Here is a 26029-nt window from a genome sequence, read left to right as displayed (position 1 = left end):
ATAAGGAGAGAGGGGCGGCCTTCGGGCCGCCCCTCTCTCCTTATGTCACACGCTTGATGTCACACGCTTACGCGAACGGGTCGAAGCCCTGGTACTCCTGCTCCGCCTCGTCCCGCTCCGCCTGCCGGTCCCGGCGGCGCTGGGCCGCGGGGCGCGGGGCCTCCAGGCGGTGGTCCTCACCGCGGCGGCCCAGCATCTCCGCACCGGCGGCCATCGTCGGCTCCCAGTCGAAGACCACCGCGTCCTCCTCGGAGCCGATGGCCACGCCGTCGCCCGCCCGGGCACCGGCCTTCATCAGCTCGTCCTCGACACCGAGGCGGTTGAGGCGGTCGGCCAGGTAGCCCACGGCCTCGTCGTTGTTGAAGTCGGTCTGGCGCACCCAGCGCTCCGGCTTCTCGCCGCGCACCCGGTAGATGCCGTCCTGCTCCAGGGTGACCGTGAAGCCCGCGTCGTCCACCGCCTTGGGGCGGATGACGATCCGGGTGGCCTCCTCCTTGGGCTTGGCCGCACGGGCCTCGGCGACGATCCCGGCCAGGGCGAAGGAGAGTTCCTTGAGGCCCTCGCGGGAGACGGCCGACACCTCGAAGATCTGGTAGCCACGGGCCTGGAGGTCCGGGCGGATCATCTCCGCCAGGTCCTTGCCGTCGGGGATGTCCACCTTGTTGAGCACCACGATGCGCGGCCGGTCGTCCAGACCGCCGTACTCGCTGAGCTCGGCCTCGATCACATCGAGGTCCGTCAGCGGGTCGCGCTCGGACTCCAGGGTGGCGGTGTCCAGGACATGCACCAGCACCGAGCAGCGCTCCACATGCCGCAGGAACTCCAGGCCCAGGCCCTTGCCCTGGCTGGCGCCGGGGATCAGGCCGGGGACGTCGGCGATGGTGTAGACGGTCGAACCGGCCGTCACCACACCCAGGTTGGGCACCAGGGTGGTGAAGGGGTAGTCGGCGATCTTCGGCTTGGCGGCCGAGAGCACCGAGATCAGCGAGGACTTGCCCGCGCTGGGGTAGCCGACCAGCGCCACATCGGCGACCGTCTTCAGCTCCAGCACGATGTCCTGGACGTCACCGGGCTCGCCCAGCAGCGCGAAGCCGGGGGCCTTGCGGCGGGCCGAGGCCAGCGCCGCGTTGCCCAGGCCGCCGCGGCCGCCCTGGGCGGCGATGAAGCGGGTGCCGTTGCCGACCAGGTCGGCGAGGACATTGCCGCGCGCGTCCTGGACCACGGTGCCGTCCGGCACCGGCAGCACCAGGTCCGTACCGTCCTTGCCGGAGCGGTTGCCGCCCTCGCCGGGCTTGCCGTTGGTGGCCTTGCGGTGCGGGCTGTGGTGGTAGTCCAGAAGGGTGGTGACGGACTGGTCGACGACCAGGATCACATCGCCGCCACGGCCTCCATTGCCGCCGTCCGGGCCGCCCAGCGGCTTGAACTTCTCGCGGTGCACGGAGGCGCAGCCGTGGCCTCCGTTACCCGCGGCGACGTGCAGCTCGACGCGGTCCACGAAGGTGGTCATAGCGGTGTGCCTCCTGGTACTTACGGGATTGTCTCTGTTGTAACGCAGCGAGGGCGGCCCCGCTTCCCCGATCCGGGGAAGGGAGGTCCGCCCTCGCTATCGCTCTACGGCGCCTGGATCAGGTGATCAGGCAGCCGGAACGATGTTGACGACCTTGCGGCCACGGTGGGTGCCGAACTGCACCGCACCGGCGTTCAGCGCGAACAGGGTGTCGTCGCCACCGCGACCGACACCGGCGCCCGGGTGGAAGTGGGTGCCGCGCTGGCGGACCAGGATCTCACCGGCGTTGACGAGCTGACCGCCGAAGCGCTTCACGCCGAGCCGCTGGGCATTGGAGTCGCGACCGTTCCGAGTGGACGATGCGCCCTTCTTGTGTGCCATGTCTTCTCAGTCCCTTACTTCGCCGGAGCGTCGATGCCGGTGATCTTCAGCGCGGTGTGCAGCTGACGGTGGCCGATGCGCTTCTTGTAGCCGGTCTTGTTCTTGTACTTCTGGATCCGGATCTTGTCGCCCTTGTGGTGGTCGACAACCTCGGCCTGAACCTTCACGCCGGCCAGGACCCACGGGTCGCTGGTGACCGCGTCACCGTCGACGACCAGCAGCGTGGAGAGCTCGACGGTCTCGCCGACCTTGCTGGTGGAAATACGGTCAACCTCGATGACATCGCCGACAGCAACCTTCTGCTGGCGACCACCGGTGCGCACGATCGCGTACACGCGGAACTCTCTCTCGCTAGGAACGGGACCTCTGATGCCAGCCGCTCGCACGGGCGGGAAGCCCATGACGGTCCGAGTGGATGAGCGGCCTCTTCCGGCCGGGCCGGAAGGTATTTGCTCAGAAGGCAGGCGTACAGACGCCGAGGAACGAGCTTACGGGGCCTTGTCGAGGGGGTCAAACCGGGCCCCGTGGCGGGGCGCCGTGCGGACACGGCGCCCCCTGCGGAGCGACCCCTACTCGTCGGCCGCCGCCGGCGCCGCCTTCTTGGCGGCCGCCTTCTTGGTAGCGGTCTTCTTGGCCGTCGTCTTCTTGGCGGCGGCCTTCTTGGCGGTGGCGGTGGTCTTCTTCGCCGCCGTCTTCTTCGCCGCCGTCTTGGCCGGGGCCTTCTTGGCGGTGGCCTTCTTGGCCGCCGTCTTCTTGGCCGCGGTCTTCCTGACGGTCTTCTTGACCGGAGCCGCCTCCTCGGCCTCCCCGGCCTCCGCCGGCTCGGCAGCCTCAGCGGCCTCGGCCGGTGCGGCGGCCTCGGCGGGCGCCACCACAACCACCGCGGCCTCCGCGGCACCCGCCGGAGCGGACGCCTTCCGGGTCACCCGGCGGCGCGGACGGGCCGGCGGCGCCACCGGCGCCTCGGCCTCGACGGCCTCCACAACCTCGGCGGCCTCGGGAGCCGCCGGGGCCTCCACGGCCGGTGCGACCTCGGCGGCCGCCGGCTGCACCGGGGCCGGCGCCTCCAGCACGATCTCCGGCTCGACCTCGGCCGCCTTCGGCGGACCGGCCGGCGCGGACACCTTGCGGCTGACCCGGCGACGGGTCCGCCCGGCGCGCCCGGCGGCACGCATGGCCTCCGCCTCGGCCTCGCCCGGGCTGCCGAACCACTCCTCGCCGCTGCTGATCGCCGGCACCAGCTGGGCCTCGGTCACCGGGGCCGGCTCCAGCACCGGAGCCTCCTCGGCCTCGGGCGCCTGCGGGGCCTCCATGACCTCCGGAGCCTCGAACGCCTCCGGCGCCGCGCCCTTGCCCTTCTTCTTGCCGCGCTTGCCGCCGCCCCCGCCACCGACGGTGGACGCCTGGTCCATGTGCACCAGCACACCACGGCCGTTGCAGTGGACGCAGGACTCGGAGAAGGACTCCAGCAGGCCCTGGCCGACCCGCTTGCGGGTCATCTGGACCAGACCCAGCGAGGTCACCTCGGCGACCTGGTGCTTGGTGCGGTCCCGGCCCAGGCACTCCAGCAGGCGGCGCAGCACCAGGTCCCGGTTGGACTCCAGCACCATGTCGATGAAGTCGATCACGATGATGCCGCCGAGGTCGCGCAGCCGCAGCTGGCGCACGATCTCCTCGGCCGCCTCCAGGTTGTTCCTGGTGACCGTCTCCTCCAGGTTGCCGCCCTGGCCGGTGAACTTGCCGGTGTTGACGTCGATGACGACCATCGCCTCGGTCCGGTCGATCACCAGCGAACCGCCGCTGGGCAGCCAGACCTTGCGGTCCAGCGCCTTCATCAGCTGCTCGTCGATCCGGTAGGTGGCGAAGACATCGACGTCCGAGGTCCACTTCTGCAGCCGCTCGACCAGGTCGGGGGCGACATGCGAGACATAGCCGTGGATGGTCTCCCAGGCGTCGTCACCGCTCACGATGACCTTGGAGAAGTCCTCGTTGAAGATGTCGCGGACCACCCGGACGGTCATGTCCGGCTCGCCGTACAGCAGGCTCGGCGAGCTGGTGGAGATCTGCTTGGACTTCTTCTGGATCTCTTCCCACTGCGCCTGCAGGCGCTGGACGTCGCGCGCCAGCTCTTCCTCGCTGGCGCCCTCGGCCGCGGTGCGCACGATCACGCCCGCGTCCTCGGGGACGATCTTCTTCAGGATCTGCTTCAGACGCGCCCGCTCGGTGTCGGGCAGCTTGCGGCTGATACCGGTCATCGAGCCTTCGGGCACGTACACCAGGTAGCGGCCGGGCAGCGAAACCTGGCTGGTCAGCCGGGCGCCCTTGTGGCCGATCGGGTCCTTGGTGACCTGCACCAGCACCGACTGGCCGGACTTCAGCGCGGCCTCGATCCGGCGCGGGCCATTGCCCATGCCCAACGCATCGAAGTTGACCTCACCGGCGTAGAGCACGGCGTTGCGGCCCTTGCCGATGTCGACGAAGGCGGCCTCCATGGACGGCAGCACGTTCTGGACCTTGCCCAGGTACACATTGCCGACGTAGCTGGTGGCCTGCTCCTTGTTGACGAAGTGCTCGACGAGGACGTTGTCCTCCAGCACCCCGATCTGGGTGCGGTCGCCCTGCTGACGGACCACCATCACCCGCTCCACCGCCTCGCGGCGGGCCAGGAACTCGGCCTCGGTGATGATCGGCACCCGGCGACGGCCCTGCTCACGGCCCTCGCGGCGGCGCTGCTTCTTGGCCTCCATCCGGGTCGAGCCCTTGATGGACTGCACCTCGTCGAAGCCGGTGCCGCCCTCGGCCTTGCGCTCGCGCGGCTCACGGACCTTGACGACCGTACGCTCCGGCTCGTCGGCGCCCACCTCGGCCTCCAGCGGCTCCCCGCTGCGGCGGCGACGGCGGCGACGGCGACGGCTGCCGGCGGTGGAGACACCCTCCCCGGCACCCGCCTCGGCGGCCTCCTCCAGCTCCTCGGCCTCCTCGGCCTCCTCCGGCTGCTCCTCCTCGCCGGCCTCGGCCTCCGCGGCCTCGCCCCGACGGCGGCGACGTCCACCCCGGCGACGGCGGCGCGAGGGACGCTCGCCCTGCTCCTCCTCGGACACCAGGGCCTCGGCGGCCTCCGGCTCCTCCTCGGCCTCCTCGGTCTCCGGCTCCTCGGCGACCACGCCGGGCGCGGCCACGGCGGCCTCGGTGACCTCCGCGGCCTCGCCACGACGGCGACGGCGGCGACGGGCGGCGGGCTGCTCCTCGGCCTGCTCGGCGGGGCTGACCTCCTCCGCCGCGAAGGCGGCGGCGGCGGTCTCCGGCGTCTGGAACATCGGCTCGGTGAACACCGGCGCCTGGAACACGGCGGTGGGCGGCAGCTGAGCGGCACGGCGGCGGCCCCGGGCGGGCGCCTCCTCGACGGGCTGCTCGGCCGATGCGGCGGCCGCGGCCTCGGCACGGCGGCGGGTACGGCGCGGGCGGGCCTCCTCGGCGGGGGCCTGCTCCGGCTCGACGGCCGGGGCCTCGGCCTCGGCGGTGGCCTTGCGGGTGGCGCGGCGGCGGGTACGAGCGGGCTTGGCCGGCTCCGGCGCCTGCTCCGCGGCCTCCTCGATCTCTTCCTCTTCCGGCTCGGCCTCGACGGCCACCGGCTCGCTCACCGGAGTCTCAGCCTTACGGGTGACCCGACGGCGGGTACGCGCCGGCGCGGCCTCCTCGGCGGCGGGCTCCTCGGCGGTGGCCTCGGCCTGCGGGGCGCTCTCCGGCGCCGACACGGCACGGGTGGCCCGGCGACGCGGACGGGCGGGGGCCGCCTCTTCCACGGCCTCCGGCTCGCTCACCGGCGCCTCGGCCGCACGGACCGCCCGACGGCGGGTACGGGCCGGCGCGGCCTCCTCGGCAACGGCTTCCCCGGCGACGGCCTCGGGCGCCATGGCCTTGCGGGTGGCCCGGCGACGCGGGCGCGCCGGCGCGGCCTCCTCGGCAAGGGCTTCCTCGGCGGCGGGCTGCTCGGCGGTGGCCTCGGCCTGCGGGGCGCTCTCCGGCGCCGACACAGCACGGGTGGCCCGGCGACGCGAACGGGCCGGCGCGGCCTCCTCGGCCGCGGGCTCCTCGGCGGCAGGCTCCTCGGCGGCAGGCTGCTCGGCGACGGCCTCGGCGGCCTTGGGCGCACCGGTCGGAGCGCTCGCCCGGCGGGTGGCACGGCGCCGCGGGCGGGCCGGGGTCTCGGCGGCGGTCTCGGCGGCCGGCTCCGGCGCCGCGGTCCCGGCCGGCTCACCGGCGGGGTTGGGGTCGCTCGCCGGGGTCTCGGCCGCGGCGGCGGTCACCGGCGGTCCGGCCGGGCGCGAGGCCGCACGACGGCGGCGGCGCGGCGGCAGGGTGTCGCTCGGGCTGTTCTCGTTGTGGTTCCCGGCGGTGCCGGGCTCGCTGGGCTCAATGGATTCGAGCATGCGGGCGGTTCTCCCGTCACGCTCCCGGGCGCCGCGCCTGATTCCGGTCCGCCGTCCCGCGTCATGCGCGGGCCGTCGTCCGGGGCGCGGTCGCCGCACGGGAGCTGTCGTCTCGCTCGCCGGGTCCGTTGCATCGGCACCGGCGAAAGTCTCCTGGTCAGTGCGTCTGCCGGACCCGGGTGGCTCCCTGGCGCGGCGGCAGCGCGGCGACGGCCGTCCTTACGCCGATCCTCCCGGGACCGTGGCTGCCCCGGCGGCCGTTGATGTGGCGGCTGCGGTGGCGTCGCGATCGGGCGCGAGCGGGTCGGTCACCATTCCGGACTCCTCATCGAGCAGCCCCTGCGCCAGCCTGGTCACCGCTGCGGGGACCGGCGGCGCCAGGTCGGCCACAGCGCGGAGACCGGACAGGACGTCGTCGGGTCGAACGGCGGGTGTCTCATGCCGAACAACCAGCCGCAGTATCGCACAGGGTCCGTCGCCGGGCCTATCGGCCGGAGCCGCGGTGGCCTCGAGACGGAGCACCGCGCCCCGTGCGTCGAAGCTGCGCAACCCGTTTTTCGTCCGGCGCTCCACCTGCACGCTCTCCGCCGCCAGGAAGGCCGCCACGGCCTTCTCCGCCTCGGCGAGCGGTACGCCCTCCAGCAGCAGCTCCCAGACGGAGGCTTCCAGCCGGTCGGCGAATGAGGTGGTGCGGGCCTCCACCGCGTCGACGACATCCAGCCCGGCGGGCAGGGACTCGTCGAGCAGCTCGCGCAGCCGCGCGGGGTCGCGCACCTCCGCGAGCTGGATCTCCAGGTACTCGGCCTCGCTCCCGGTGCCGGTGGGTGCGGCATTGGCGTACGACACCTTGGGGTGCGGGGTGAAGCCCGCCGAGTAGGCCATCGGCACCTCGGCGCGGCGCAGGGCCCGCTCAAAGGCGCGCTGGAAGTCACGGTGGCTGGTGAACCGGAGGCGGCCGCGCTTGGTGTAGCGCAGTCGGATGCGCTGCACCGCCGGTGCGGGCGGCGGGCCTTCGGGCTGTCGCTTGCCCAGTGGTCTCGTCCTTCGTGAGTGCGGTCGTACTGCTACCAAGACTACGTGCCTCGGAAGGGTGCGCGCCCCGGCGGGTGGGCCCGGACCGGCGCGCACCCGGCCACCGCCGGCCGGGCCCCGGCCCCTCAGGTGGTGGTCAGGGACACGCTGCCGAAGCGTGGCCGTGACTCGGGATGGATCAGCGGCGGGGCCGCGGCCTCGGGGGCCTCGGGTGGCGGCGGGCCGAGCGGGGCGGGCGTCATATGGACCGGGGGGATGGCGTCGCCGCTCCACAGCCCTTGTGCGCGCAGCCTGGACAGGTGGTCGGTGATGTCGAACCGGAAGGTGAGCCCGGTACCGCCGTGATGCCGGGCGTCTTTGCCGGACGCGCCGAAGAAGTTGATGTGACCGATGAAGTAGGGGCCTTCCGGGTCGAGGTCCCCCCTGCTGTCCTCGGGGGCGCCGACGAAGACGCGGTAGCTGGTTCCCGGCGGGTTGTCGGCGCGTACGCCGTCGATGGTGAGGATGGCCCGTGGTTCGGTCTCCGGGAGAGCGGCCTCCGCCAGGGCGGCGACGGGGTCGCCGGGCTCCGGGGTCAGCCGGACGGCGAGCGCCTCCGTTCCCAGGCCGGAGGCGCCGGTGGTGGCCACCGGACGCTCCGGCGGGTTGGCGGCGGCCGCCAGCAGTGTGGCTCCGCGGGCGGCGGCTTCCGCTCCGGTCCCGTCGGTCAGCGACTCATAGGAGTATCCGAGCCCCTGCTCGGAGAGCAGGTCCTGGGAGGTGAACCGCACCGGATTGCCCTGCGCGTCCCGGAACGCATAGCCGAAGCCGAGCCAGTTGGTGTCCGCCGGGTTGGTGTGGGAGGAGTCGGCGAGCCAGGCCGCCCAGAGACGGTCGATGTTGGCGTGATGCAGCCAGAAGATGGGGTCCTGTGGGGAGATCATCTGCCCCATGACGCCGCCGACGTAGTTGTGCAGCAGATTGTGGGGCCGGTTCTCCAGCAGGCCCGACTGGCCGTTCAGATGGATCAGCTGGCTGTCGGTGTCCGCGCTGCCGAAGTACTGCACACCGGTGAAGAGCGCTGCCGCCATGGCCTCGCGGGGGTCGACCTCGGTCCAGCCGACGGGTCTTCCGTCGGCGGCACCCTGGCTGCGGCCGTCGGGCGGCGCCAGGTACAGCGGGTTGTTCCCGCTGCCGTCGGGCCAGTCCTGGCTCCGGAAGGACTTCGGCAGCCGACGGCACTCCTGCGATCCCGGGCTGTCCGGGTTGCCGTCCGTCACACGGGTGTAGTTCCAGTACGGCAGTGCCCAGTCGTCGGGGCCGTTCAGCTGGTCCTTGATGACACTGCGCACGATCTCCTCGAAGCAGTAGACATAGGCCCGGTGCCACGGCAGGAAGAACCAGCCGCCATGCGGGCAGTTGTCCCATTCCGGGTTGCTGCCGGGCCCGTCGGGCGAACCGTGGATATTGGCCTGGAACTGCCAGCTGGTCGGGTCGGTGTCCGGCTTGCTCCGCATCGTCGCCACCGCCCGGGCGTACCACAGGAGCGTTTCGTCCCAGGGGTCCGTCATCTTTGTGGTGTCACGACGCACGCGAACGGTTCCGGCCATGGGTCCGCCCTTCCGATGAGGGGGTGATCGCAACCGGCAGCCGGCTCTGCCCGCCGGGAGGACGCGACAACGGCAGGCTGGATGTTCCGGATATTCCGGTACGCGGGTATTTGCTCCAGAGTCGCATGGGCTCCCGGGCTCGCAACTCAGCCGCCGGGACCGAGGTCAGCGCAGCACCAGCACGGCCGCCGCGGTGACGACGACGGCCGAGCCGAGCGCGAGCAGCGCGGGCGACCCCGTACGGAGTCCGGGTCCGGACGGCCGCCCACGCCGGGCCAGGACCATGACCGTGCCGGCACCCCGCAGCAGCACCCCCGCGACCGCGGCCAGCAGCAGCACACGCACCCACTCCGGCACCGACGCCACGCCGGTGGCCCAGCCGCCGATCAGCGGACTCAGGCAGATGACGACCAGCCAGGGGGCCAGGCGCCGCCGGCCCCGCGCGTCAAGGACCGCCGTCAACGCCAGTCCCTCGCTGACGGAATGCACCACCAGCGCGGCCACAACGGGAACCGAGACCAGCAGGGCCACCGTCATACCCTCCACCAGCCGGTGCAGCACCAGGGCGACCGCCGTTCCGGCGCTGGGGATCCGGTCCGGCACACGCCGCCCACGCAGCAGGTGCCCGGCCGAGACCAGGACAAAGGACGTCACCACGGCAATGGGCACGCCCCAGACGGAAAGCCCCGCCGCGTGCGCCTCGTCCAGGGCGTGCGGCACGATGTCGGCCCCGGCCACCGCGAGCAGCACCCCGGACGCGGCCCCCAGCAGCACCGTCGAGCGATGCGACCACCGCCGCCCCGACCAGGCGCCGGCCAGCGTCCCCGCCACGATCAGCAGCAGTCCGAGATACGCTCCGAGGCCGGCTTCCCCCCAGGGCTGAGCGAACCGTGTCCCCGCGGCGACGACCACACGCACCACCGTTTGCCCTTCACGAACCGGTTCCCGTGACGCTGCCACGTCTCCGGCCCGCTCGCACCCGGGCGGCCGCTTTCCTGGCCCGACGGGGTGACGGACCCGCCGGGCGCGCCCTGTTCACCACAGGCCGCCGCCGGTTGCGGCCGTTTGTACGGGCCGCCGCCGGGGAGTTCACCGCCGCCCGCGACCGGCACACGGCGGCCGGACGAGGCGCACGCTGACGTCCTCGCCGGGCCCAGCAGTAGCCGCCCCACCCGCCGACGCTCGCCGGCACTCCCCCCGCCATACGCGGATGGCCCCCTACCCGAACCAGGCAAGGGGCCATCCAACGCTTCAGTGAGCTATGTCACATCCACTCGATCTCGCTACAACGCTACTTGACGACCGTCAGCGGCAGCAGCTTCTTACCGGTCGGACCGATTTGAATAGCGGTGTCCATCTGCGGACACACCCCACAGTCGAAGCACGGCGTCCACCGGCAGTCCTCGACCTCGGTCTCGTCCAGCGCGTCCTGCCAGTCCTCCCAGAGCCAGTCCTTGTCCAGGCCGGAGTCCAGGTGGTCCCAGGGCAGGACCTCCTCGTAGGAGCGCTCGCGGGTGGTGTACCAGTCGACGTCCACGCCCTGCGGCGGGAGCGTCTCGGCGGCGCACCGCATCCACTGGTCGTAGCTGAAGTGCTCGCGCCAGCCGTCGAAGCGGCCGCCGGACTCGTAGACGGCCCGGATCACCGCGCCCACCCGGCGGTCACCGCGGGAGAGCAGGCCCTCGACGATGCCCGGCTTGCCGTCGTGGTAGCGGAAGCCGATGGAGCGGCCGTACTTCTTGTCGCCGCGGATCTTGTCGCGCAGCTTCGCCAGCCGAGCGTCGGTCTCCTCGGCGGACAGCTGCGGCGCCCACTGGAAGGGGGTGTGCGGCTTGGGCACAAAACCGCCGATGGAGACCGTGCAGCGGATGTCGTTGGACTTCGACACCTCGCGGCCCTTGGCGATCACATTGACCGCCATGTCGCCGATCTGCAGCACATCCTCGTCGGTCTCGGTGGGCAGGCCGCACATGAAGTACAGCTTCACCTGGCGCCAGCCGTTGCCGTAGGCGGTGGCCACGGTACGGATCAGGTCCTCTTCCGAGACCATCTTGTTGATGACCTTGCGCATCCGCTCGGAGCCGCCCTCGGGGGCGAAGGTCAGACCGGAGCGGCGGCCGTTGCGGGTCAGCTCGTTGGCCAGGTCGACATTGAAGGCGTCCACCCGGGTCGACGGCAGGGAGAGGCCGATCTTGTCTTCCTCGTACCGGTCGGCCAGGCCCTTGGCGATGTCACCGATCTCGGTGTGGTCGGCGGAGGACAGCGACAGCAGGCCGACCTCCTCGAAGCCGGTGGCCTTCAGGCCCTTGTCGACCATCTCGCCGATGCCCGTGATGGAGCGCTCCCGGACCGGGCGGGTGATCATGCCCGCCTGGCAGAACCGGCAGCCACGGGTGCAGCCGCGGAAGATCTCCACGGACATCCGCTCATGGACGGTCTCGGCCAGCGGGACCAGCGGCTGCTTGGGGTAGGGCCACTCGTCGAGGTCCATCACGGTGTGCTTGGACACCCGCCACGGCACACCGGAGCGGTTGGGGACGACCCGGCCGATCCGGCCGTCGGCCAGGTACTCCACGTCGTAGAACCTGGGGACGTAGACCCCGCCGGTCCTCGCCAGGCGGAACAGCAGCTCGTCGCGGCCGCCCGGGCGGCCCTCGCTCTTCCACTCCCGGATGATCCGGGTGACCTCCAGCACGGCCTGCTCGCCGTCACCGATGACGGCGCAGTCGATGAAGTCGGCGATCGGCTCGGGGTTGAACGCGGCATGACCGCCCGCCATCACGATCGGGTGGTCCATCGTGCGGTCCTTGGCATCCAGCGGGATGCCCGCCAGGTCCAGGGCGGTGAGCATATTGGTGTAGCCGAGCTCGGTGGAGAAGCTCAGGCCGAACACATCGAAGGCGGACACCGGCCGGTGCGCGTCCACCGTGAACTGCGGCACGGCGTGCTCGCGCATCAGCGCTTCCAGGTCCGGCCAGACGCTGTAGGTGCGCTCGGCGAGCACACCCTCCTGCTCGTTGAGGACCTCATAGAGGATCATGACGCCCTGGTTGGGCAGGCCGACCTCATAGGCGTCGGGGTACATCAGCGCCCAGCGGACGTCTGTTTCGTCCCAGTTCTTAACGGTGGAGTTCAGCTCGCCACCGACGTACTGGATCGGCTTCTGAACGTGCGGAAGAAGGGCTTCCAGGCGCGGGAAGACCGATTCGACAGGCATGCGCGACGATGTCTCTCGTGAGCGGGCAAGGGGTGACCCTCAAGGGTAACGTGCCCGCGAGCCCACCCCGGCCGCCCGTTTCACGGGACCTGGCTCACACCGCCCACCCCTTGCGCCACCGCTCCTCCGAGGCCGCGGCCCACACCTGGGGCAGCTCTCGTTCGTCCCGCGCCGCGCACTGCTCCTCACGCCCGTAGAGCAGCCCATAGGTGAACCCAGGCTCGCCCGCCGCCTGGGCGGCGTCCGCCAGCTCGCGCAGGGCGGAGCGGGCCATCACGCTGTCCTGGTGGTCGCCGAGCAGGGTCTGGACGGCCTTCATCCGCTTGGCGAACCGGCCGGCGTCCCCGCCCAGCACCTCCGCGGAGTAGCGGACCCGCTTGGCCGCCTTACGGGCCTCATGCAGCGCCGTGTCCCGGCCGGGCCCGGGATCGGTGCCCAGCGCCTGCTCCACCCGCCCGGCCAGCCGCCGGTAGTCGCGCAGCACCGCCTTGGCCAGCACCTCCTCCGGCGGGCGGGCGGCGGCCTTGCGCAGCGGGGGGTCGGCGAGCAGGGCGTCCAGGCGGTCCAGCAGGGCGAGATAGCGCCCGCCGTTGAGGACGGCGGCCAGCTGCCGCCGGGAGCCGGTGCGCCGGGCCCCGGACCAGGAGCGCACCCGGGCCCGGACCGGGCCGCGGACCAGGGTGCGCGGCAGTTCGTCCAGCCGGTCGCGCAGCCGTTCCACCAGCACCTCCCGGTCGCGGTCCACGCCCAGTTCGCCGGCCAGCCACTTCAGTTCCGCGCCCAGCGGGTCGGTGGCCCGGCGGTCCAGGACCTTGCCGTAGGAGCGGAAGGCGCTGCGCAGCCGCCGGGTGGCGACCCGCATCTGGTGGACGGCGTCCTCGGTGCCCAGCCGCGCGCCCGGGTCCAGCTCCACCAGGGCGGCGGCCTGTTGCCGGAGGTGGTCCAGGACGGCCCGGCCCGCGGTGGGTCCGGCGGGCCGGTCCGGGCCGTCGGCGGTGGCCGGGCGGGGCTCCAACTCGGCTATGGCGCGGGCGAGTTTGGACGGTGACCGGGACGGGCGCAGCCCGGCGGCCAGCAGCCGGGGCTCCAGCTCGTCCAGCAGGGCGGGGTCGGTGCCCGGGGCCAGTTCCAGCTCGGCCTCGGTCCAGCGGGCGGTGCCCAGCGTGCCGTCCAGCCGGGTGGCGATGACGGTGTCCAGGGTGGCCTCGGCGAGCAGGGCGCCGTCCGCGTCCAGCAGGTGCGCCGGGTGGCGCCGGGAGGCGATGAGCATCAGCGGCACCAGGGCCGCGTCCCTGGTGCGGGAGCGGACCAGGGCGGACAGGGCGCGCGGCACCCGGCCGGTGGTCAGCGGGGCGCGGATCTCGTCCCGTACCCCGGGGGCGACCGGCAGCTTGAGGTGCCAGCCGGCGTCGGAGCCGCCGGTGCGGCGGCGCAGGGTGATGCCGGCCGCGTGCAGGCGGCGGTCGGCGGTGTCGTAGTAGACGGCGTCCAGTTCGACGGTCTCCCGCTGGACGGTCTCCGTCACCGGCCCGGCTCCGCTCAGCTCGGGGAGCGCCGGCGTTCCGCCGTCGGCTTCGTACTTCCGCTCGATCTCCCGCAGCGTGTCCGCCATGCCGCCGAATCTAGTCCGCGCCGGGCGCGGGCGGCAGTCCTAATGCCGCCACCGGCGGGCGCCGGGCGCTAGGCGGGGGCCAGTGGGCGCCGGGCCTTGATGGACTGGAGCAGGCCAATGGCGATCCAGGCGGCGAAGGTGGCGGAGCCGCCGTAGGAGACAAAGGGCAGCGGCAGCCCGGTGACCGGCATGATGCCCAGGGTCATGCCGATGTTCTCGAAGGACTGGAAGGCGAACCAGGCGATGATCCCGGCGGCCGTCACCGTGCCATAGAGGTCGGTCGCCTCCCGGGCGATCCGGCAGGCACGCCAGAGCACCACGCCCAGCAGCAGGATGATGGCGCCGGCGCCCAGGAATCCCAGCTCCTCGCCGGCCACGGTGAAGACGAAGTCGGTCTGCTGCTCGGGGACGAACTGTCCGGTGGTCTGCGGGCCGTGGAAGAGCCCGGCGCCGGTGAGGCCGCCGGAGCCGATGGCGATCCTGGCCTGCTTGGTGTTGTAGCCGATGCCGGAGGGGTCGAAGGCGGGGTTGGCGAAGGCGGCGAAACGATTGATCTGGTAGGTGTCGAGGATGCCGAGCTGCCAGATCAGTACGCAGCCCAGCGCACCCGCGCCGAGCAGGCCCAGGATCCAGCGCCGGGGGGCGCCGGAGGCCAGCAGGATGGCCAGCACGATCACCACCAGCACCATGATCGAGCCGAGGTCCGGCATCAGCAGGATGACCAGTACGGGCAGCGCGGCCACGCCCAGCGCCTGGACGACGGTGCGGTGGCCGGGATGGGGCCGCTCCCCGGTGTCCACCTGCCGGGCCAGCAGGATGGCCATGCCCAGGGTGATGGTGATCTTGGTGAACTCGGAGGGCTGGACGGAGAACCCGCCGCCCAGCTGGATCCAGGACCGGGCGCCGTTGATGGTGGCGCCCAGCGGGGTGAGCACCGCGGCGGTGGCCAGCACGGACAGCGCGTACATCACCGGCACCGCGCCGCGCAGCGCCCGGTGGCCGGCCCATACCGCCCCGGCGGCCAGGGCCACGCCGATCACGGTGTTGAGGATGTCGCGTTCCAGGAAGTAGTACGGGTCGCCATGGGTGAGCCCGGTGCGGCCCCGGGTGGCCGAGTACACCAGCACACAGCTGAGCGCGGACAGCGCCAGGGCGGCGAGGAGCATCGGCCAGTCCAGCCGGCGCAGCAGGCCGTCGCGGTCGGCCAGCCTGGCCCAGGCGGAGCGGGGCGGGGCGAAGCGGCGGACCGCGAGTCCCTGGGCGGCACTCACCGGGGCTGCTCCTCGTCTTCCCGCCGGGAGGCGGAGGGGGAGGGCGCCGGGTCGATGTGCGCCGCCTCGATGCTGCCATCCTTGTCGATCTTGGGCAGTCCGGCCTGGGGCGTGGGCAGCAGCGCCTTGGCGGGGTCGATCTTGCCGTTGCCGTCGACTCCATAGATGGCGTTGTAGATGTTGCGGACGGCGGGCCCGGAGGCGCCGGAGCCGGTGCCGCCCTGGGAGATGGTCATGACGACCGTGTAGTCCTTGGTGTAGGTGGCGAACCAGGAGGTCGTCTGCTTGCCGGCCACCTCGGCGGTGCCGGTCTTGGCGTGCATCGGGATCTCCTTCTGCGGCCAGCCGGTGAACCGCCAGGCCGCGCTGCCCTCGGTGGCCACTCCGGCCAGCGCGGCGTCCAGCTGGCTGTGGGTCTTGGCGTCGAACGGCAGCCGGCCGTGCGCCCGGGGCTTGATCTCCTGGATGTGCTTGCCGTCGGCGCTGACGATCGCCTTGCCCACGGTCGGGTTGTAGAGGGTGCCGCCGTTGCTGATGGCCGAGTAGATGGTGGCCATCTGGATGGGGGTGACCAGGGTGTCGCCCTGGCCGATGGAGTAGTTCACCGAGTCACCGGCGCGCATCCGGTAGAAGGACTCGCAGTTCTCCTTGGCGATCTGGGCCGCGTAGTCGCCGCCCTTGCCGCCCTGCTTGCACCAGGTGTCCTTGTTGGCGTCCCAGTACCGCTTCTTCCAGTCCCGGTCCGGCACCCGGCCGCGGACCTCGCCCGGCAGGTCGATGCCGGTCTCCTTGCCCAGGCCGAACTGGCGGGCGGTCCGGTAGAACCAGTCCTTGGGGTTCTTGGGGTTGTTGCCGCCGTCCTTCTGCCACTGCTTGTAGGCCAGGTCGTAGAAGACGGTGTCGCAGGAGACCTCCAGCGCCCGGCCCAGGTCGATGGGGCCATAGCCCTTGGACTCGAAGTTGGTGAAGACCTGGCGGCCGATGTTGTACGAGCTGGAGCAGTTGTATTTGTCGGTGAAGGAGTACCCGGCGTTGACCGAGGCGGTGGCCGAGATGACCTTGAAGATGGAGCCGGGCGCGGACTGGCCCTGGATCGCCCGGTTGAGCAGCGGGTAGTCGGAGTTGTCGCCGGTGAGCGCCTGGTAGTCCTTGCCGGAGATACCGCCCACCCAGACATTGGGGTCATAGCTGGGATTGGAGGCCATGGCCACCACCCGGCCGGTCTTGGACTCCATCACCACCACGGCACCCGCGTCGGCCTTGTAGGTGGTGCCGGTGTTCTTGTCGAGCTCCTGGCGGGCGTCCTTCATCGCCTGGTCCAGCTCGCGTTCCGCTATGGCCTGCACCCGGGCGTCGATGCTGGTGACGACGTTGGAGCCGGGCTCGGCCTTGTCGCTCTTGGCCTTGCCGATGACCCGGCCCAGGTTGTCCACCTCATAGCGGGTGACCCCGGCCTTGCCGCGCAGCTGGGCGTCGTACTGCCGCTCCAGACCGGAGCGGCCGACCTGGTCGGAGCGGACCAGCCGGGAATCGGACTGCTTGGCCTTCTGCACCTCCTCGTCGGTGACCGGCGACAGATAGCCCAGCACCTGGGCGGCGTTGGCACCGCCGGGGGCGCCATAGCGGCGCACCGCCTGGGGTTCGGCGGTGATGCCGGGGAAGTCCTCGGCGCGCTCGCGGATCTGCAGGGCCTGCTGCGGGGTGGCGGCGTCGGTGATGGGGATGGGCTGGTACGGGGAGCCGGACCAGCAGGGCTTGGGGGTCTTGGCGTCGCACAGCCGCACCTTGACCGCCACATCCTCGGGCTTCATGCCCAGCACCGAGGCCAGCCGGGCCAGCACGCTCCTGCCCTTGTCCTTTATCTTCATCAGGTCGGTGCGGTTGGCGGAGACCACCAGCCGGGTCTGGTTGTCGGCCAGCGGCACCCCGCGGGCATCCAGGATGGAGCCGCGGGTGGCGGGCGCGATCACCTGCTGGATGTGGTTGTTGGCGGCCTCGGCGGTGTACTGGTCGCCATTGCGGATCTGCAGGTACCACAGCCGGCCGCCCAGGGTGACCAGCAGCGAGACCACCAGGATCTGGATGACCACCAGCCGGATGTTCACCCGCGAAGTACGCCCGGTCTCCGGGATGTTGCTCATAGACGCTTGCTCCCCTTGCCCCAACCGCGGTTGCGCGCAACGCTCTTCACCAGCAGCCCGCCGCGCTGGCCGCCCAGCCGGCCGCCCCGGCCGCCGCGCATGCTGACGCTGGTGAGCCAGCCGTACGGGCCGTCGCCGCCCGCCACCGCGCTGCCCTCGGCCAGCGGGTCACTCTCACCGCGCCGGGCCAGCGCCATGACCAGCGGCACGGTGAACGGCGCCAGCAGCAGGTCATAGAGGGTGGCGGTGAACACCAGCCCGGTCAGGCCGACATGACGGGCGGCGGTGTCCCCGACCAGCGAACCCACCCCCGCGTACAGCAGGGTGGAGCCGATGGCCGCGCCCACCACCACCAGCATCGGCACCGTGGCCGAGCGCAGCCGGCCGGTCTCCGGCCGGGCCATCCCGACCGCGTAGCCCACCACGCACAGCACCAGGGCGTACCGCCCGGCGGCATGGTCGGCCGGCGGCGCCAGATCGGCCAGCAGCCCGGCCCCGAAACCGACCAGGGCGCCGCCGCTGTGCCCGTACACCAGGCCCAGCGCGACCACCACCAGCAGCAGCAGATCGGGCACCGCCCCCGGCAGATGCAGTCGCGCGAGCACGCACACCTGCAGCACCAGGGCGATCACCACCAGCGCGGTGGAGAGCAGAATCCGGTTGAGGCGCATGGGCATCGGTCAGTCCCTGGGGTTGGCGCTCGCGGAGGCTGAGGGGGTGACGGTGACGGTCACCGTGGGGGCCGGCTTGGGGGCGGCCGGCTTGGGCGGCAGCACGGTGTCCCGGGGCTCCTCACGGGGCGGCTGGACGACCACGCCGACCAGGTCGAGCTTGCTGAAGCCGACAAAGGGACGGACTTGAAGGGTGCGGGTCAGACGGCCGCCGGAGGGCTCCACCCGGACCACCTCGCCCACCGGGACGCCCGGTACGAAGGGCTTGTCCTTGGCGGAGCCAAAGGTGACCAGCCGGTCCCCGGGCTGCACGGCGGCCTTGCCGTTGAGCAGTTCCACCTTGAGCGTGCTGTCGCCCTGGCCGTTGGCGAAGCCGATCTCGCTGCTCTTCTCCAGCCGGGTGCCCACGGTGAACTTGGGGTCGCTGGCCAGCAGCACGGTGGCGGTGGACGGGCCGACGGTGGTCACCCGGCCCACCAAGCCGTCCCCGTTGAGCACGGTCATGTCCCGCTTGATGCCGTCATGGCTGCCCGCGTCGATGGTGACCGTCCAGGAGAAGCCCTGGGCCGCTCCTATGGCGATGACCTGGGCTCCCTTGATCCCGTACTGGCCCCGGCCGGCCGTCTTGAGCATGGTGTCCAGCTCACGGACCCGGGCCCGGTTGCGGTCGTCGCTGCCCAGGCGCTGCTTGAGCTCGGTGTTCTCGCGCTCCAGCTCGGTGATCTTCCTGCTGCGGTCACCGGAGTCCCGGACCGCGGCCACCGCGCCGGCCACCGGGTCCACGACCGCGGCGACACCCTCCTCCACCGGTCCGAAGGCGGAGGCTGCGGCGCGCCGCACGCCGTCCAGGGGGGACTGCTCGCCGCCGCGGATGTCGATGGTGATCAGCGCGAACGCGACGGCGACCAGCAGTACCAGTAGCAGCCGGCTCTCTCGTGTGTCCCTCACGTGCGGCGGCATGCCCTTCTCGTCGGACCGGCCGTGCTGCGCGCCCGGACCGGTCATCGGCAGCGTTGTGCCTGTATATCAGGCCGGGCCCCTAGCGGCGGGGTTGGGCGTCCAGCACCTGCTGGAGCGCCTCGAACTCCTCCACGCACTTGCCGGAGCCCAGTGCCACCGAGTCCAGCGGGTCCTCCGCGATATGGATGGGCATCCCGGTCTCCCGGCGCAGCCGCTCGTCCAGGCCGCGCAGCAGGGCGCCGCCGCCGGTGAGCACGATGCCACGGTCCATCACATCGCCGGAGAGCTCGGGCGGGCACTTGTCGAGGGTGGTCTTGACCGCGTCCACAATGGAGTTGACCGGTTCCTCGATGGCCTTGCGGACTTCGGCGGCCGAGATCACCACGGTCTTGGGCAGGCCGCTGACCAGGTCGCGGCCGCGGATCTCGGTGTGCTCGTCCTGTTCCAGGTCATATGCCGAGCCGATGGTGATCTTGATCTGCTCGGCGGTGCGCTCGCCCAGCAGCAGGCTGTACTCCTTCTTGATGTGCTGGATGATCGCGTTGTCCAGCTCATCGCCGGCCACCCGGATCGACTGCGCGGTGACGATTCCGCCCAGCGAGATCACGGCCACCTCGGTGGTGCCGCCGCCGATGTCCACCACCATGTTGCCGGTGGCCTCGTGGACCGGCAGGCCGGAGCCGATCGCCGCGGCCATGGGCTCCTCGATGATGTGCACCTGACGGGCACCGGCCTGGGTGGAGGCCTCGATGACCGCGCGGCGCTCAACGCCGGTGATTCCGGAGGGCACACAGACCACCACGCGCGGGCGGGCCATCCAGCGCCGCTTGTGGATTTTCAGGATGAAGTAGCGGAGCATCCGCTCGGTGATCTCGAAGTCGGCGATCACGCCGTCCTTGAGCGGCCGCACCGCGACGATGTTCCCGGGGGTCCGCCCGATCATCTTCTTCGCCTCGGCGCCCACCGCGAGGATGCCACCGGTGTTGGTATTGATCGCGACCACTGACGGTTCGTTGAGGACGATCCCGCGACCTCTGACGTACACCAGCGTGTTGGCGGTCCCGAGGTCGACAGCCATGTCACGGCCGATGAACGACATGTTGTTCCCCATGAGGATACGTCTGGCCTTCCCAGCTGGAGCGATTGCTTACATGAGGTCGGCAGGTGGTGCTGCTGCGCTGCGGGGCGCGGAAACTTCATCGTAGTCTCGCCCGGCGGAACTCCCCCAGCTACCGCTGGGAGGGACCCCCATGCGCGACAGTTGCTCCGCCATTGTCGGCGGAACGCAAGCCCTCCCCTGTAATGGTGACGTCGTGTCGGAGTGAGAGGTTCCCCCGTTCGCCACGCATATGTCATAGGGCGACCGAAAGGAAAATCGGTCGCCCCTGATCAGAATAGGTGGGCGCCTGATCCAGTATCAGGCAAGGCCCGGAAAGAAAATCTTGATTTCTCGCTCAGCGGACTCCTCGGAGTCCGAGGCGTGGATGAGGTTCTCGCGCGTGATGGTGCCGAAGTCACCACGGATGGAACCGGGAGCGGCCGAAATCGGGTCGGTCGGGCCGGCCAGGGCGCGGACGCCCTCGATGACCCGCTCTCCCTCGACCACCATGGCCACCACCGGACCGGAAGACATAAAGCCCATCAACGGCTCGTAGAAATCCCGGCCTTCGTGCTCGGCGTAGTGCTGTTCCAGGGTGGCCCGGTCCAGGGTGCGCAGCTCCAGTGCGCCGATCGTCCAGCCCGCCTTGCGCTCGATCCGGCCGATGATCTCGCCGACCAGCCCGCGCCGGACGGCGTCCGGCTTGAGGAGGACGAGGGTGCGCTGGCTCATACTGCGGCTCCTTGCAAGGCGATCGACTGTGGTGGGCCAGAGGGTACAGGGGCCCGGCGACAGCTCCGTACCACGGGGTTGGACGGAGGTCAGGCGGCCTCGGCCGCCTCAGCGGCGAACCGGGCCTTGGCCGCGTCGATCTTCCGGCCGAAGTGCACCGAGGCCCACCACAGAGCGCCGAAGACCAGCCCGAGGAAGAACATCACCGGAACCACGAACCCGCTGAGCACCAGACCGATCTGCAGCGCCCAGCCCAGCGCCACCCCGCCGGGGCGGGTGAGCATCCCGCACAGCAGCACGCTCAGCACCATGGCGGTGCCGCTGACCGTCCAGACGGTGCCCATGGACAGATCCGACAGCCGCATGGCCACCAGCCCGGCAAATCCGATGACAAAGAATTCACCGATCAGAGTGCTCGCGCACAGGGTCCGCATGGTCAGTTCCTCCTCAGCAGCAGCCGGGCCTCGCCGACCGTGATCACCGAGCCGGTCACCAGCACTCCGGCTCCCGAGTACTCGCCCTCCTCCTCGGCGAGGGTGATGGCCGCCTCCAGGGCGTCGTCCAGCCGCGGCTCGACCTGCACCCGCTCGGCGCCGAACACCTCCACCGCCACCGCCGCCAGCTCATCCGCGTCCATCGCCCGGTGGCTGGAGTTACGGGTCACCACCAGCTCGGCGAAGACCGGCTCAAACGCCTCCAGCAGTCCGCGGACGTCCTTGTCGTCGCTGGCGCCGACCACGCCGATCAGCCGGCTGAAGCCGAATGCCTCGCTGACCGCCTCGGCGGCGGCCCGCGCGCCGGCCGGGTTGTGCGCGGCGTCCAGCACCACGGTGGGGCTGCGGCGCACCACCTCCAGGCGGCCCGGCGAGGTGACCGAGGCGAAGGCCCGGCGGACGGTGTCGATGTCCAGGGTGCGGGCGTGCTGGGAGCCGATGCCGAAGAACGCCTCCACCGCGGCCAGCGCCACCGCGGCGTTGTGCGCCTGGTGCGCGCCATAGAGCGGAAGGAAGACCTCCGGGTATTCGCCGCCCAGGCCGCGCAGGGTCAGCAGCTGGCCGCCGACCGCCACCTCGCGGCCGGTCACCCCGAACTCCATGCCCTCCCGGGCGACCGTGGCATCCACCTCGACCGAGCGCTTGAGCAGCGCCTGGGCAGCGTCCACCGGCTGCTGGGCCAGCACCACGGTGGCATCCGGCTTGATGATCCCGGCCTTCTCGCCCGCGATCTCGCCGGGGGTGGTGCCCAGCCGGTCGGTGTGGTCCAGCGCTATCGGGGTGACCACGGCGACCGTGCCATCCACCACATTGGTGGCGTCCCAGGTGCCGCCCATGCCGACCTCGACCACGGCCACATCCACCGGGGCGTCGGCGAAGGCCGCGAAGGCCATGCCGGTGAGCACCTCGAAGAAGGACAGCCGGAACTCCTCGCCCTCATCGACCATCCGCACATAGGGCTCGATGTCGCGGTAGGTCTCGATAAAGCGCTCGGCGCTGATCGGGGCGCCGTCCAGGCTGATCCGCTCGGTGACGGACTGCACATGGGGGCTGGTGTAGCGGCCGGTGCGCAGATCGAAGGCGGCCAGCAGGGCCTCGATCATGCGGGCGGTGCTGGTCTTGCCATTGGTGCCGGTGATGTGGATGGCGGGGTACGCCCGCTGGGGCTCGCCCAGCACATCCATCAGCTTCTGGATGCGCACCAGCGAAGGGTCCAGCTTGGTCTCGCCCCAGCGCCCGGCCAGCTCGGCCTCCACCTCACGCAGCGCCCGGTCCACCTCCGGGTCCTCCGGGCGGCCGGGCACCTCGGCCTGCGGCGGAGCCGCCTGGGTGCGCAGCGTACGGCTGCCGGCCTCGATCACGGCGAGGTCGGCGTCGCGGTCGGTCTCGGCTTCGACGATCTCCTCGAACTGATCGTTTTCGCCGGATTCGTTCTGGTCGGTGTGGTCGTTCTGGGGGCGCTCGGTCACGCGGACCAGTCTACGGAGCCGGTCCGACAGCCAGGGCGAGGGCCGGTCCGGGCCGCGCCGACCAGGAGCAGTATGTTCCGCTTTGGCATACGGTTTTGTTGGGTTATCTCCAACAAAGTGCCATCTGACCAAGGTGCCACCTGAGTACCCGGAGAGCTGGTGAGCCCATGGGGACCGAGCGCCGGGACCAGGACCGGGACCGGCTCCAGGCCGTGGTCCAGGCCCTGCCCGCCGGGGCGGTGCTGCAGGGCCCCGCCGATGAGGTACTGGCGGTCAACGACCGGTTCATCCATATGTTTGACCTCGCCGGGCGGGTCGACCTGTCCCCCGGCGCCCCCATGAGCCCGCTGGTCCCCCTGGTCCGCGCCTTCTTCCCGCCCGACCCCGGCGGCCCGCACTCCCCCGAGGAGGTGCTGGCCCGCCGCCATGTGCACCGGGTGGCCGAGATCCCGCTCACCGACGGCCGCACCATCCGCCGCGAAGTGGAGCCGCTGCGGGACGACGGCGCCTATCTGGGCGCGCTCTGGCTGTTCACCGATGTCACCGAGGTGCGCCGGCACGAGCACGACCTGGAACGGGACAATGTGGCGCTCACCGAGCTGGCCCGGCAGCGCAACGCCTTCACCGCCGCCGCCTCCCATGAGCTGCGCACCCCGCTCACCACCGTGATCAGCTTCGGCGAACTGCTCACCGATCCCGCCTTCGGCGCCCTCACCGCCGAACAGCGCGGCTTTGTGGACGCCATCCGGCGCAATGGTGAGCGGATGCAGCGCGTCATCTCCGACCTGCTGTTCACCACCCGGGCTCGGGCCACCGGCCTGGAGCTGGAGTTCGGCACCGTGGACGTCCCGGCCATGCTCCAGGACGCGGTGCTGGACGCCCTGTGCACCTCCCCGGTCTTCACCGTCCTGGACTGCACCCCCGGCCCGCCCCTGCGCGGCGACCGCCACCGCCTGCACCATGTACTGGGCAACCTGCTGGAGAACGCCGCCAAGTTCACCCCGCCGGACGGGCGGATCACCGTCACCGCCCGGCCCGGGACCGAGCACTGGCTGATCGAGGTCGCCGACACCGGCATCGGCATCCCCGAGAACGTCCGGGACAAGATCTTCAACGGCTTCTACCGCGCCCCCAACGCCCGCTCCGGCGGCTACCCCGGCACCGGCCTGGGGCTGGCCATCTGCCGTACGGTCGTCGAATCCCATGGCGGCACGCTCGGCGTGAGCGGGGCCGAGGGCGAGGGCGCCGTCTTCACCATCCGGCTGCCCCTGACCGGCCCGCCGGCCGAACCGGAGGAGCTGCCATGACGCGCGTCCTCCTGGTCGAGGACGACCCCGACCTCGCGCTCGCCCTGCGCACCCTGCTGGACCGCGCCGGGCACGAGGTGGTGCACGCCGACAACGGGCGGGAGGGGCTACGGCTGCTGTTCGCCGAGCGCCCCGGGCTGCTCATCCTGGACATCGGACTGCCGGAGCTGGACGGCTGGGAGGTCCTGGAACGCACCCGGGACCTCAGCGACCTGCCGGTACTGCTGCTGACCGCGCGCGGCGCGGAGACCGACCGGGTGCGGGGCCTGCGCTCCGGGGCCGACGACTACCTGCCGAAGCCCTTCGGCAACGATGAGCTGCTGGCCCGGGTGGAGGCCCTGCTGCGGCGCAGCGCGCCCGGCCGTTTCGCGGGCGACCCCTTCGACGACGCGCTACGGCTGGTACCGGAGCGGCGCTCGGCGATCTGGCAGGGCCAGGAGGCGCGGCTGAGCGACATCGAGTACCGGCTGCTGCAGTTGCTGGTCCGCAACCGGGGGCGGATCCTCACCACCGAGCAGTTGCTGGACCGGGTGTGGGACGACCCGGATGGGACGGGGCGGGAACGGGTGAAGTTCGCGGTCCTGCGACTCCGCAGAAAACTGCGGCAGGCGGCGGGCGACGAGGCGGCGGACCCCTTGGAGGCGGTCCGGGGCCTGGGCTACCGGTACCGAGTGGACTGACCCGTTGTGGGCAGTCGTTCCGCAGGGCGATGGGGGCACCTCCCAGCGGTAGCTGGGGGAGGGTGGGCACAACGCCGGGGGCGGGCCGTCGCCGGCTGATCGCACAGTTCCCCGCGCCCCCAAGGGGGCGCCCCCGGCGATGGCCCCGCGGCCCCTTGCGGGGCGCACGACCAGGCCAAAGGTCCCACGCCCCGCCCGCCGGGCGATCCGCAACCGTCGGGCAACCGACGCTCATCCAGCCCCGCAACCAACCAACCGCACTCTCGGAGCCGTCCCCGAAACCGACGGCCCCAGGAGCGCCCCGCATGCAGATGCCCACCCGCAGCGTCGCCATCGTCCTCGGCACCCGCCCCGAGCTGGTCAAGCTCACCGATCTGGTCCGTCTCCTGGGCCCCGCCGCTCACCTCGTGCACACCGGGCAGCACTATGACGAGGAGCTCTCCGGCCGCTTCCTGACCGAGCTCGGTCTCCCGGAGCCCACCTTCCTCAGCGGCGTCGGCGGCCGGCCCCGCGCGGTGCAGATATCCGCCGCGCTCGCCCAGCTCGACGAGCTGTTCACCGCCGAGCCCCCGCTGGCCGTGGTGGTGCAGGGCGACACCAACGCCGCCCTGTCCGGCGCGCTGGCCGCCAACGCCCGCGGCATCCCGCTGCTGCATGTCGAGGCCGGCCTGCGCAGCCACGACCGCGCCATGCCCGAGGAGCACAACCGCGTGCTCATCGACCGCATCGCCGACGTGCTGTGCGCCGCCACCCCGGAGAACCGGGCCAATCTGCTGGCCGAGGGCATCGACGAGGCCCGGATCGCGGTCACCGGCAACACCGTGGTCGAGGCCGTCCACAACCAACTGCCGACGGAGGACGAGCGCACCGCCCTGCTCGCCCGGCACGGTCTGGCCGCCGACTCCTACGTGCTGGCCACCGTGCACCGCCCGGAGAACACCGACGACCCCGCCGCCCTGCGCGCCATCCTCACCGAACTGGCCGCGCTGGCCGAGCGGTTGCCCGTCGTCCTGCCGCTGCACCCGCGCACCCGGGCCCGTATCGAGGCGGCGGAGCTCACCCATCTGCTCGCCCCGCTGACGGTCGGCGCCCCGCTGGGCTACTCCGAGTTCCTGGCGCTGGCCCGCCACTCCGCGCTGCTGGTCTCCGACTCCGGCGGCATCCAGGAGGAGTGCACCGTGCTGGGCCGCCCACTGGTGGTGGTGCGCCGCTCCACCGAACGCCCCGAGGCCATGGCCGAGTTCGCCGACCTGGTCCGGCCCGGCCCGGAGATCGGCCGCGCCGCCCACCGCCGACTCGCCTCCGGCGGCGCCGGGTTGGCCCGGCTGGCCGCGCTGCCCAGCCCGTTCGGCGACGGCCTCGCCTCCGACCGCATCGCCGGCCTGCTCGCCGGCATCACGGCACGGGTGCCGGTGGCCGCGTAACCGGCCCACGCAC

General features: G+C 71.8%; 20 protein-coding genes. 3 read left to right on the top strand and 17 right to left on the bottom strand.

The features are described 5' to 3' along the window. Positions 1-67: 67 nt before the first annotated feature. From obgE to ACIHFE_RS01320, 17 genes are all read right to left on the bottom strand, one after another. Entirely contained in the window at positions 68-1507 is a 1440-nt protein-coding gene (obgE, locus tag ACIHFE_RS01400; protein WP_400103358.1) for a GTPase ObgE, read from the bottom strand. 126 nt (positions 1508-1633) lie between these two features. Beyond that, positions 1634-1888, bottom strand: a complete 255-nt coding sequence (gene rpmA, locus ACIHFE_RS01395; protein ID WP_400103356.1) for a 50S ribosomal protein L27 — start codon at positions 1886-1888, stop codon at positions 1634-1636. A 14-nt stretch (positions 1889-1902) separates the two neighbouring features. Further along, positions 1903-2223, bottom strand: a complete 321-nt coding sequence (gene rplU / locus ACIHFE_RS01390) for a 50S ribosomal protein L21 (RefSeq protein WP_351476150.1) — start codon at positions 2221-2223, stop codon at positions 1903-1905. 234 nt (positions 2224-2457) lie between these two features. Further along, positions 2458-6318 (bottom strand): ribonuclease E/G, encoded by a 3861-nt coding sequence (locus ACIHFE_RS01385; protein ID WP_400103353.1) that lies wholly within the window; start codon positions 6316-6318, stop codon positions 2458-2460. A 219-nt stretch (positions 6319-6537) separates the two neighbouring features. Continuing rightward, positions 6538-7308 carry a TIGR03936 family radical SAM-associated protein gene (locus ACIHFE_RS01380; protein ID WP_400103351.1) on the bottom strand — a complete coding sequence of 257 codons (771 nt, stop codon included), beginning with the start codon at positions 7306-7308 and terminating at the stop codon, positions 6538-6540. Positions 7309-7475: 167 nt separating this feature from the next. Beyond that, positions 7476-8900, bottom strand: coding sequence for a tyrosinase family protein (locus ACIHFE_RS01375; RefSeq protein WP_400103349.1), 1425 nt, complete (start codon positions 8898-8900; stop codon positions 7476-7478). A gap of 204 nt (positions 8901-9104) precedes the next feature. Continuing rightward, entirely contained in the window at positions 9105-9860 is a 756-nt protein-coding gene (locus ACIHFE_RS01370; RefSeq protein WP_400103347.1) for a hypothetical protein, read from the bottom strand. Between the two features lie 370 nt (positions 9861-10230). Further along, on the bottom strand, positions 10231-12156 hold the full coding sequence (locus ACIHFE_RS01365) for a TIGR03960 family B12-binding radical SAM protein (protein WP_400103345.1): 1926 nt from the start codon (positions 12154-12156) through the stop codon (positions 10231-10233). A 94-nt stretch (positions 12157-12250) separates the two neighbouring features. After that, positions 12251-13768 carry a CHAD domain-containing protein gene (locus ACIHFE_RS01360; RefSeq protein ID WP_400103343.1) on the bottom strand — a complete coding sequence of 506 codons (1518 nt, stop codon included), beginning with the start codon at positions 13766-13768 and terminating at the stop codon, positions 12251-12253. Between the two features lie 68 nt (positions 13769-13836). Next, complete coding sequence (gene rodA / locus ACIHFE_RS01355; protein WP_400103341.1) at positions 13837-15039, bottom strand: rod shape-determining protein RodA; 1203 nt, start codon at positions 15037-15039, stop codon at positions 13837-13839. Then, complete coding sequence (gene mrdA / locus ACIHFE_RS01350) at positions 15036-17180, bottom strand: penicillin-binding protein 2 (protein ID WP_400103339.1); 2145 nt, start codon at positions 17178-17180, stop codon at positions 15036-15038. The genes rodA and mrdA overlap by 4 nt, the downstream gene beginning before the upstream one ends. Further along, positions 17177-17851, bottom strand: a complete 675-nt coding sequence (gene mreD / locus ACIHFE_RS01345; protein WP_400104384.1) for a rod shape-determining protein MreD — start codon at positions 17849-17851, stop codon at positions 17177-17179. The genes mrdA and mreD overlap by 4 nt, the downstream gene beginning before the upstream one ends. Before the next feature lie 9 nt (positions 17852-17860). After that, complete coding sequence (mreC, locus tag ACIHFE_RS01340) at positions 17861-18799, bottom strand: rod shape-determining protein MreC (RefSeq protein WP_400103337.1); 939 nt, start codon at positions 18797-18799, stop codon at positions 17861-17863. A 91-nt stretch (positions 18800-18890) separates the two neighbouring features. Next, positions 18891-19910, bottom strand: a complete 1020-nt coding sequence (locus ACIHFE_RS01335; RefSeq protein WP_004950903.1) for a rod shape-determining protein — start codon at positions 19908-19910, stop codon at positions 18891-18893. Between the two features lie 318 nt (positions 19911-20228). Then, a complete protein-coding gene (gene ndk, locus ACIHFE_RS01330; RefSeq protein ID WP_400103336.1) occupies positions 20229-20642 on the bottom strand; it encodes a nucleoside-diphosphate kinase in 414 nt (137 codons plus the stop codon). Positions 20643-20731: 89 nt separating this feature from the next. Further along, complete coding sequence (locus tag ACIHFE_RS01325) at positions 20732-21076, bottom strand: DUF4233 domain-containing protein (protein ID WP_400103334.1); 345 nt, start codon at positions 21074-21076, stop codon at positions 20732-20734. Positions 21077-21078: 2 nt separating this feature from the next. Next, on the bottom strand, positions 21079-22605 hold the full coding sequence (locus tag ACIHFE_RS01320; protein ID WP_400103332.1) for a bifunctional folylpolyglutamate synthase/dihydrofolate synthase: 1527 nt from the start codon (positions 22603-22605) through the stop codon (positions 21079-21081). A gap of 167 nt (positions 22606-22772) precedes the next feature. Here ACIHFE_RS01320 and ACIHFE_RS01315 point away from each other — a divergent pair, with 167 nt between their 5' ends. From ACIHFE_RS01315 to wecB, 3 genes are all read left to right on the top strand, one after another. Beyond that, positions 22773-23912: an ATP-binding protein gene (locus tag ACIHFE_RS01315; RefSeq protein WP_400103330.1), complete on the top strand. Its 1140-nt coding sequence runs from the start codon at positions 22773-22775 to the stop codon at positions 23910-23912. Further along, on the top strand, positions 23909-24592 hold the full coding sequence (locus ACIHFE_RS01310; protein WP_400103327.1) for a response regulator transcription factor: 684 nt from the start codon (positions 23909-23911) through the stop codon (positions 24590-24592). Before ACIHFE_RS01315 ends, ACIHFE_RS01310 begins: the two co-directional genes overlap by 4 nt. 305 nt (positions 24593-24897) lie before the next feature. Then, positions 24898-26016, top strand: coding sequence for a non-hydrolyzing UDP-N-acetylglucosamine 2-epimerase (wecB, locus tag ACIHFE_RS01305; protein ID WP_400103325.1), 1119 nt, complete (start codon positions 24898-24900; stop codon positions 26014-26016). Positions 26017-26029: the final 13 nt, after the last annotated feature.

Source organism: Streptomyces sp. NPDC052396 (genome assembly GCF_044593195.1).
Taxonomy (GTDB): domain Bacteria; phylum Actinomycetota; class Actinomycetes; order Streptomycetales; family Streptomycetaceae; genus Streptomyces.
Note: the sequence above shows the minus strand (reverse complement) of the source record. Positions and strands in the feature narration are given on the sequence as shown.

What these genes read in the sequence shown, in the direction of transcription:
- ACIHFE_RS01310 (WP_400103327.1), top strand. Translation starts at nt 23,909, where the DNA reads ATGACGCGCGTCCTCCTGGTCGAGGACGACCCCGACCTCGCGCTCGCC.
- wecB (WP_400103325.1), top strand. Translation starts at nt 24,898, where the DNA reads ATGCAGATGCCCACCCGCAGCGTCGCCATCGTCCTCGGCACCCGCCCC.
- ACIHFE_RS01385 (WP_400103353.1), bottom strand. Translation starts at nt 6,318, where the DNA reads ATGCTCGAATCCATTGAGCCCAGCGAGCCCGGCACCGCCGGGAACCAC.
- ACIHFE_RS01375 (WP_400103349.1), bottom strand. Translation starts at nt 8,900, where the DNA reads ATGACGGACCCCTGGGACGAAACGCTCCTGTGGTACGCCCGGGCGGTG.
- ACIHFE_RS01315 (WP_400103330.1), top strand. Translation starts at nt 22,773, where the DNA reads ATGGGGACCGAGCGCCGGGACCAGGACCGGGACCGGCTCCAGGCCGTG.
- obgE (WP_400103358.1), bottom strand. Translation starts at nt 1,507, where the DNA reads ATGACCACCTTCGTGGACCGCGTCGAGCTGCACGTCGCCGCGGGTAAC.
- rpmA (WP_400103356.1), bottom strand. Translation starts at nt 1,888, where the DNA reads ATGGCACACAAGAAGGGCGCATCGTCCACTCGGAACGGTCGCGACTCC.
- ACIHFE_RS01325 (WP_400103334.1), bottom strand. Translation starts at nt 21,076, where the DNA reads ATGCGGACCCTGTGCGCGAGCACTCTGATCGGTGAATTCTTTGTCATC.
- mrdA (WP_400103339.1), bottom strand. Translation starts at nt 17,180, where the DNA reads ATGAGCAACATCCCGGAGACCGGGCGTACTTCGCGGGTGAACATCCGG.
- ACIHFE_RS01365 (WP_400103345.1), bottom strand. Translation starts at nt 12,156, where the DNA reads ATGCCTGTCGAATCGGTCTTCCCGCGCCTGGAAGCCCTTCTTCCGCAC.
- ACIHFE_RS01335 (WP_004950903.1), bottom strand. Translation starts at nt 19,910, where the DNA reads ATGTCGTTCATCGGCCGTGACATGGCTGTCGACCTCGGGACCGCCAAC.
- mreD (WP_400104384.1), bottom strand. Translation starts at nt 17,851, where the DNA reads ATGCGCCTCAACCGGATTCTGCTCTCCACCGCGCTGGTGGTGATCGCC.
- ACIHFE_RS01360 (WP_400103343.1), bottom strand. Translation starts at nt 13,768, where the DNA reads ATGGCGGACACGCTGCGGGAGATCGAGCGGAAGTACGAAGCCGACGGC.
- ndk (WP_400103336.1), bottom strand. Translation starts at nt 20,642, where the DNA reads ATGAGCCAGCGCACCCTCGTCCTCCTCAAGCCGGACGCCGTCCGGCGC.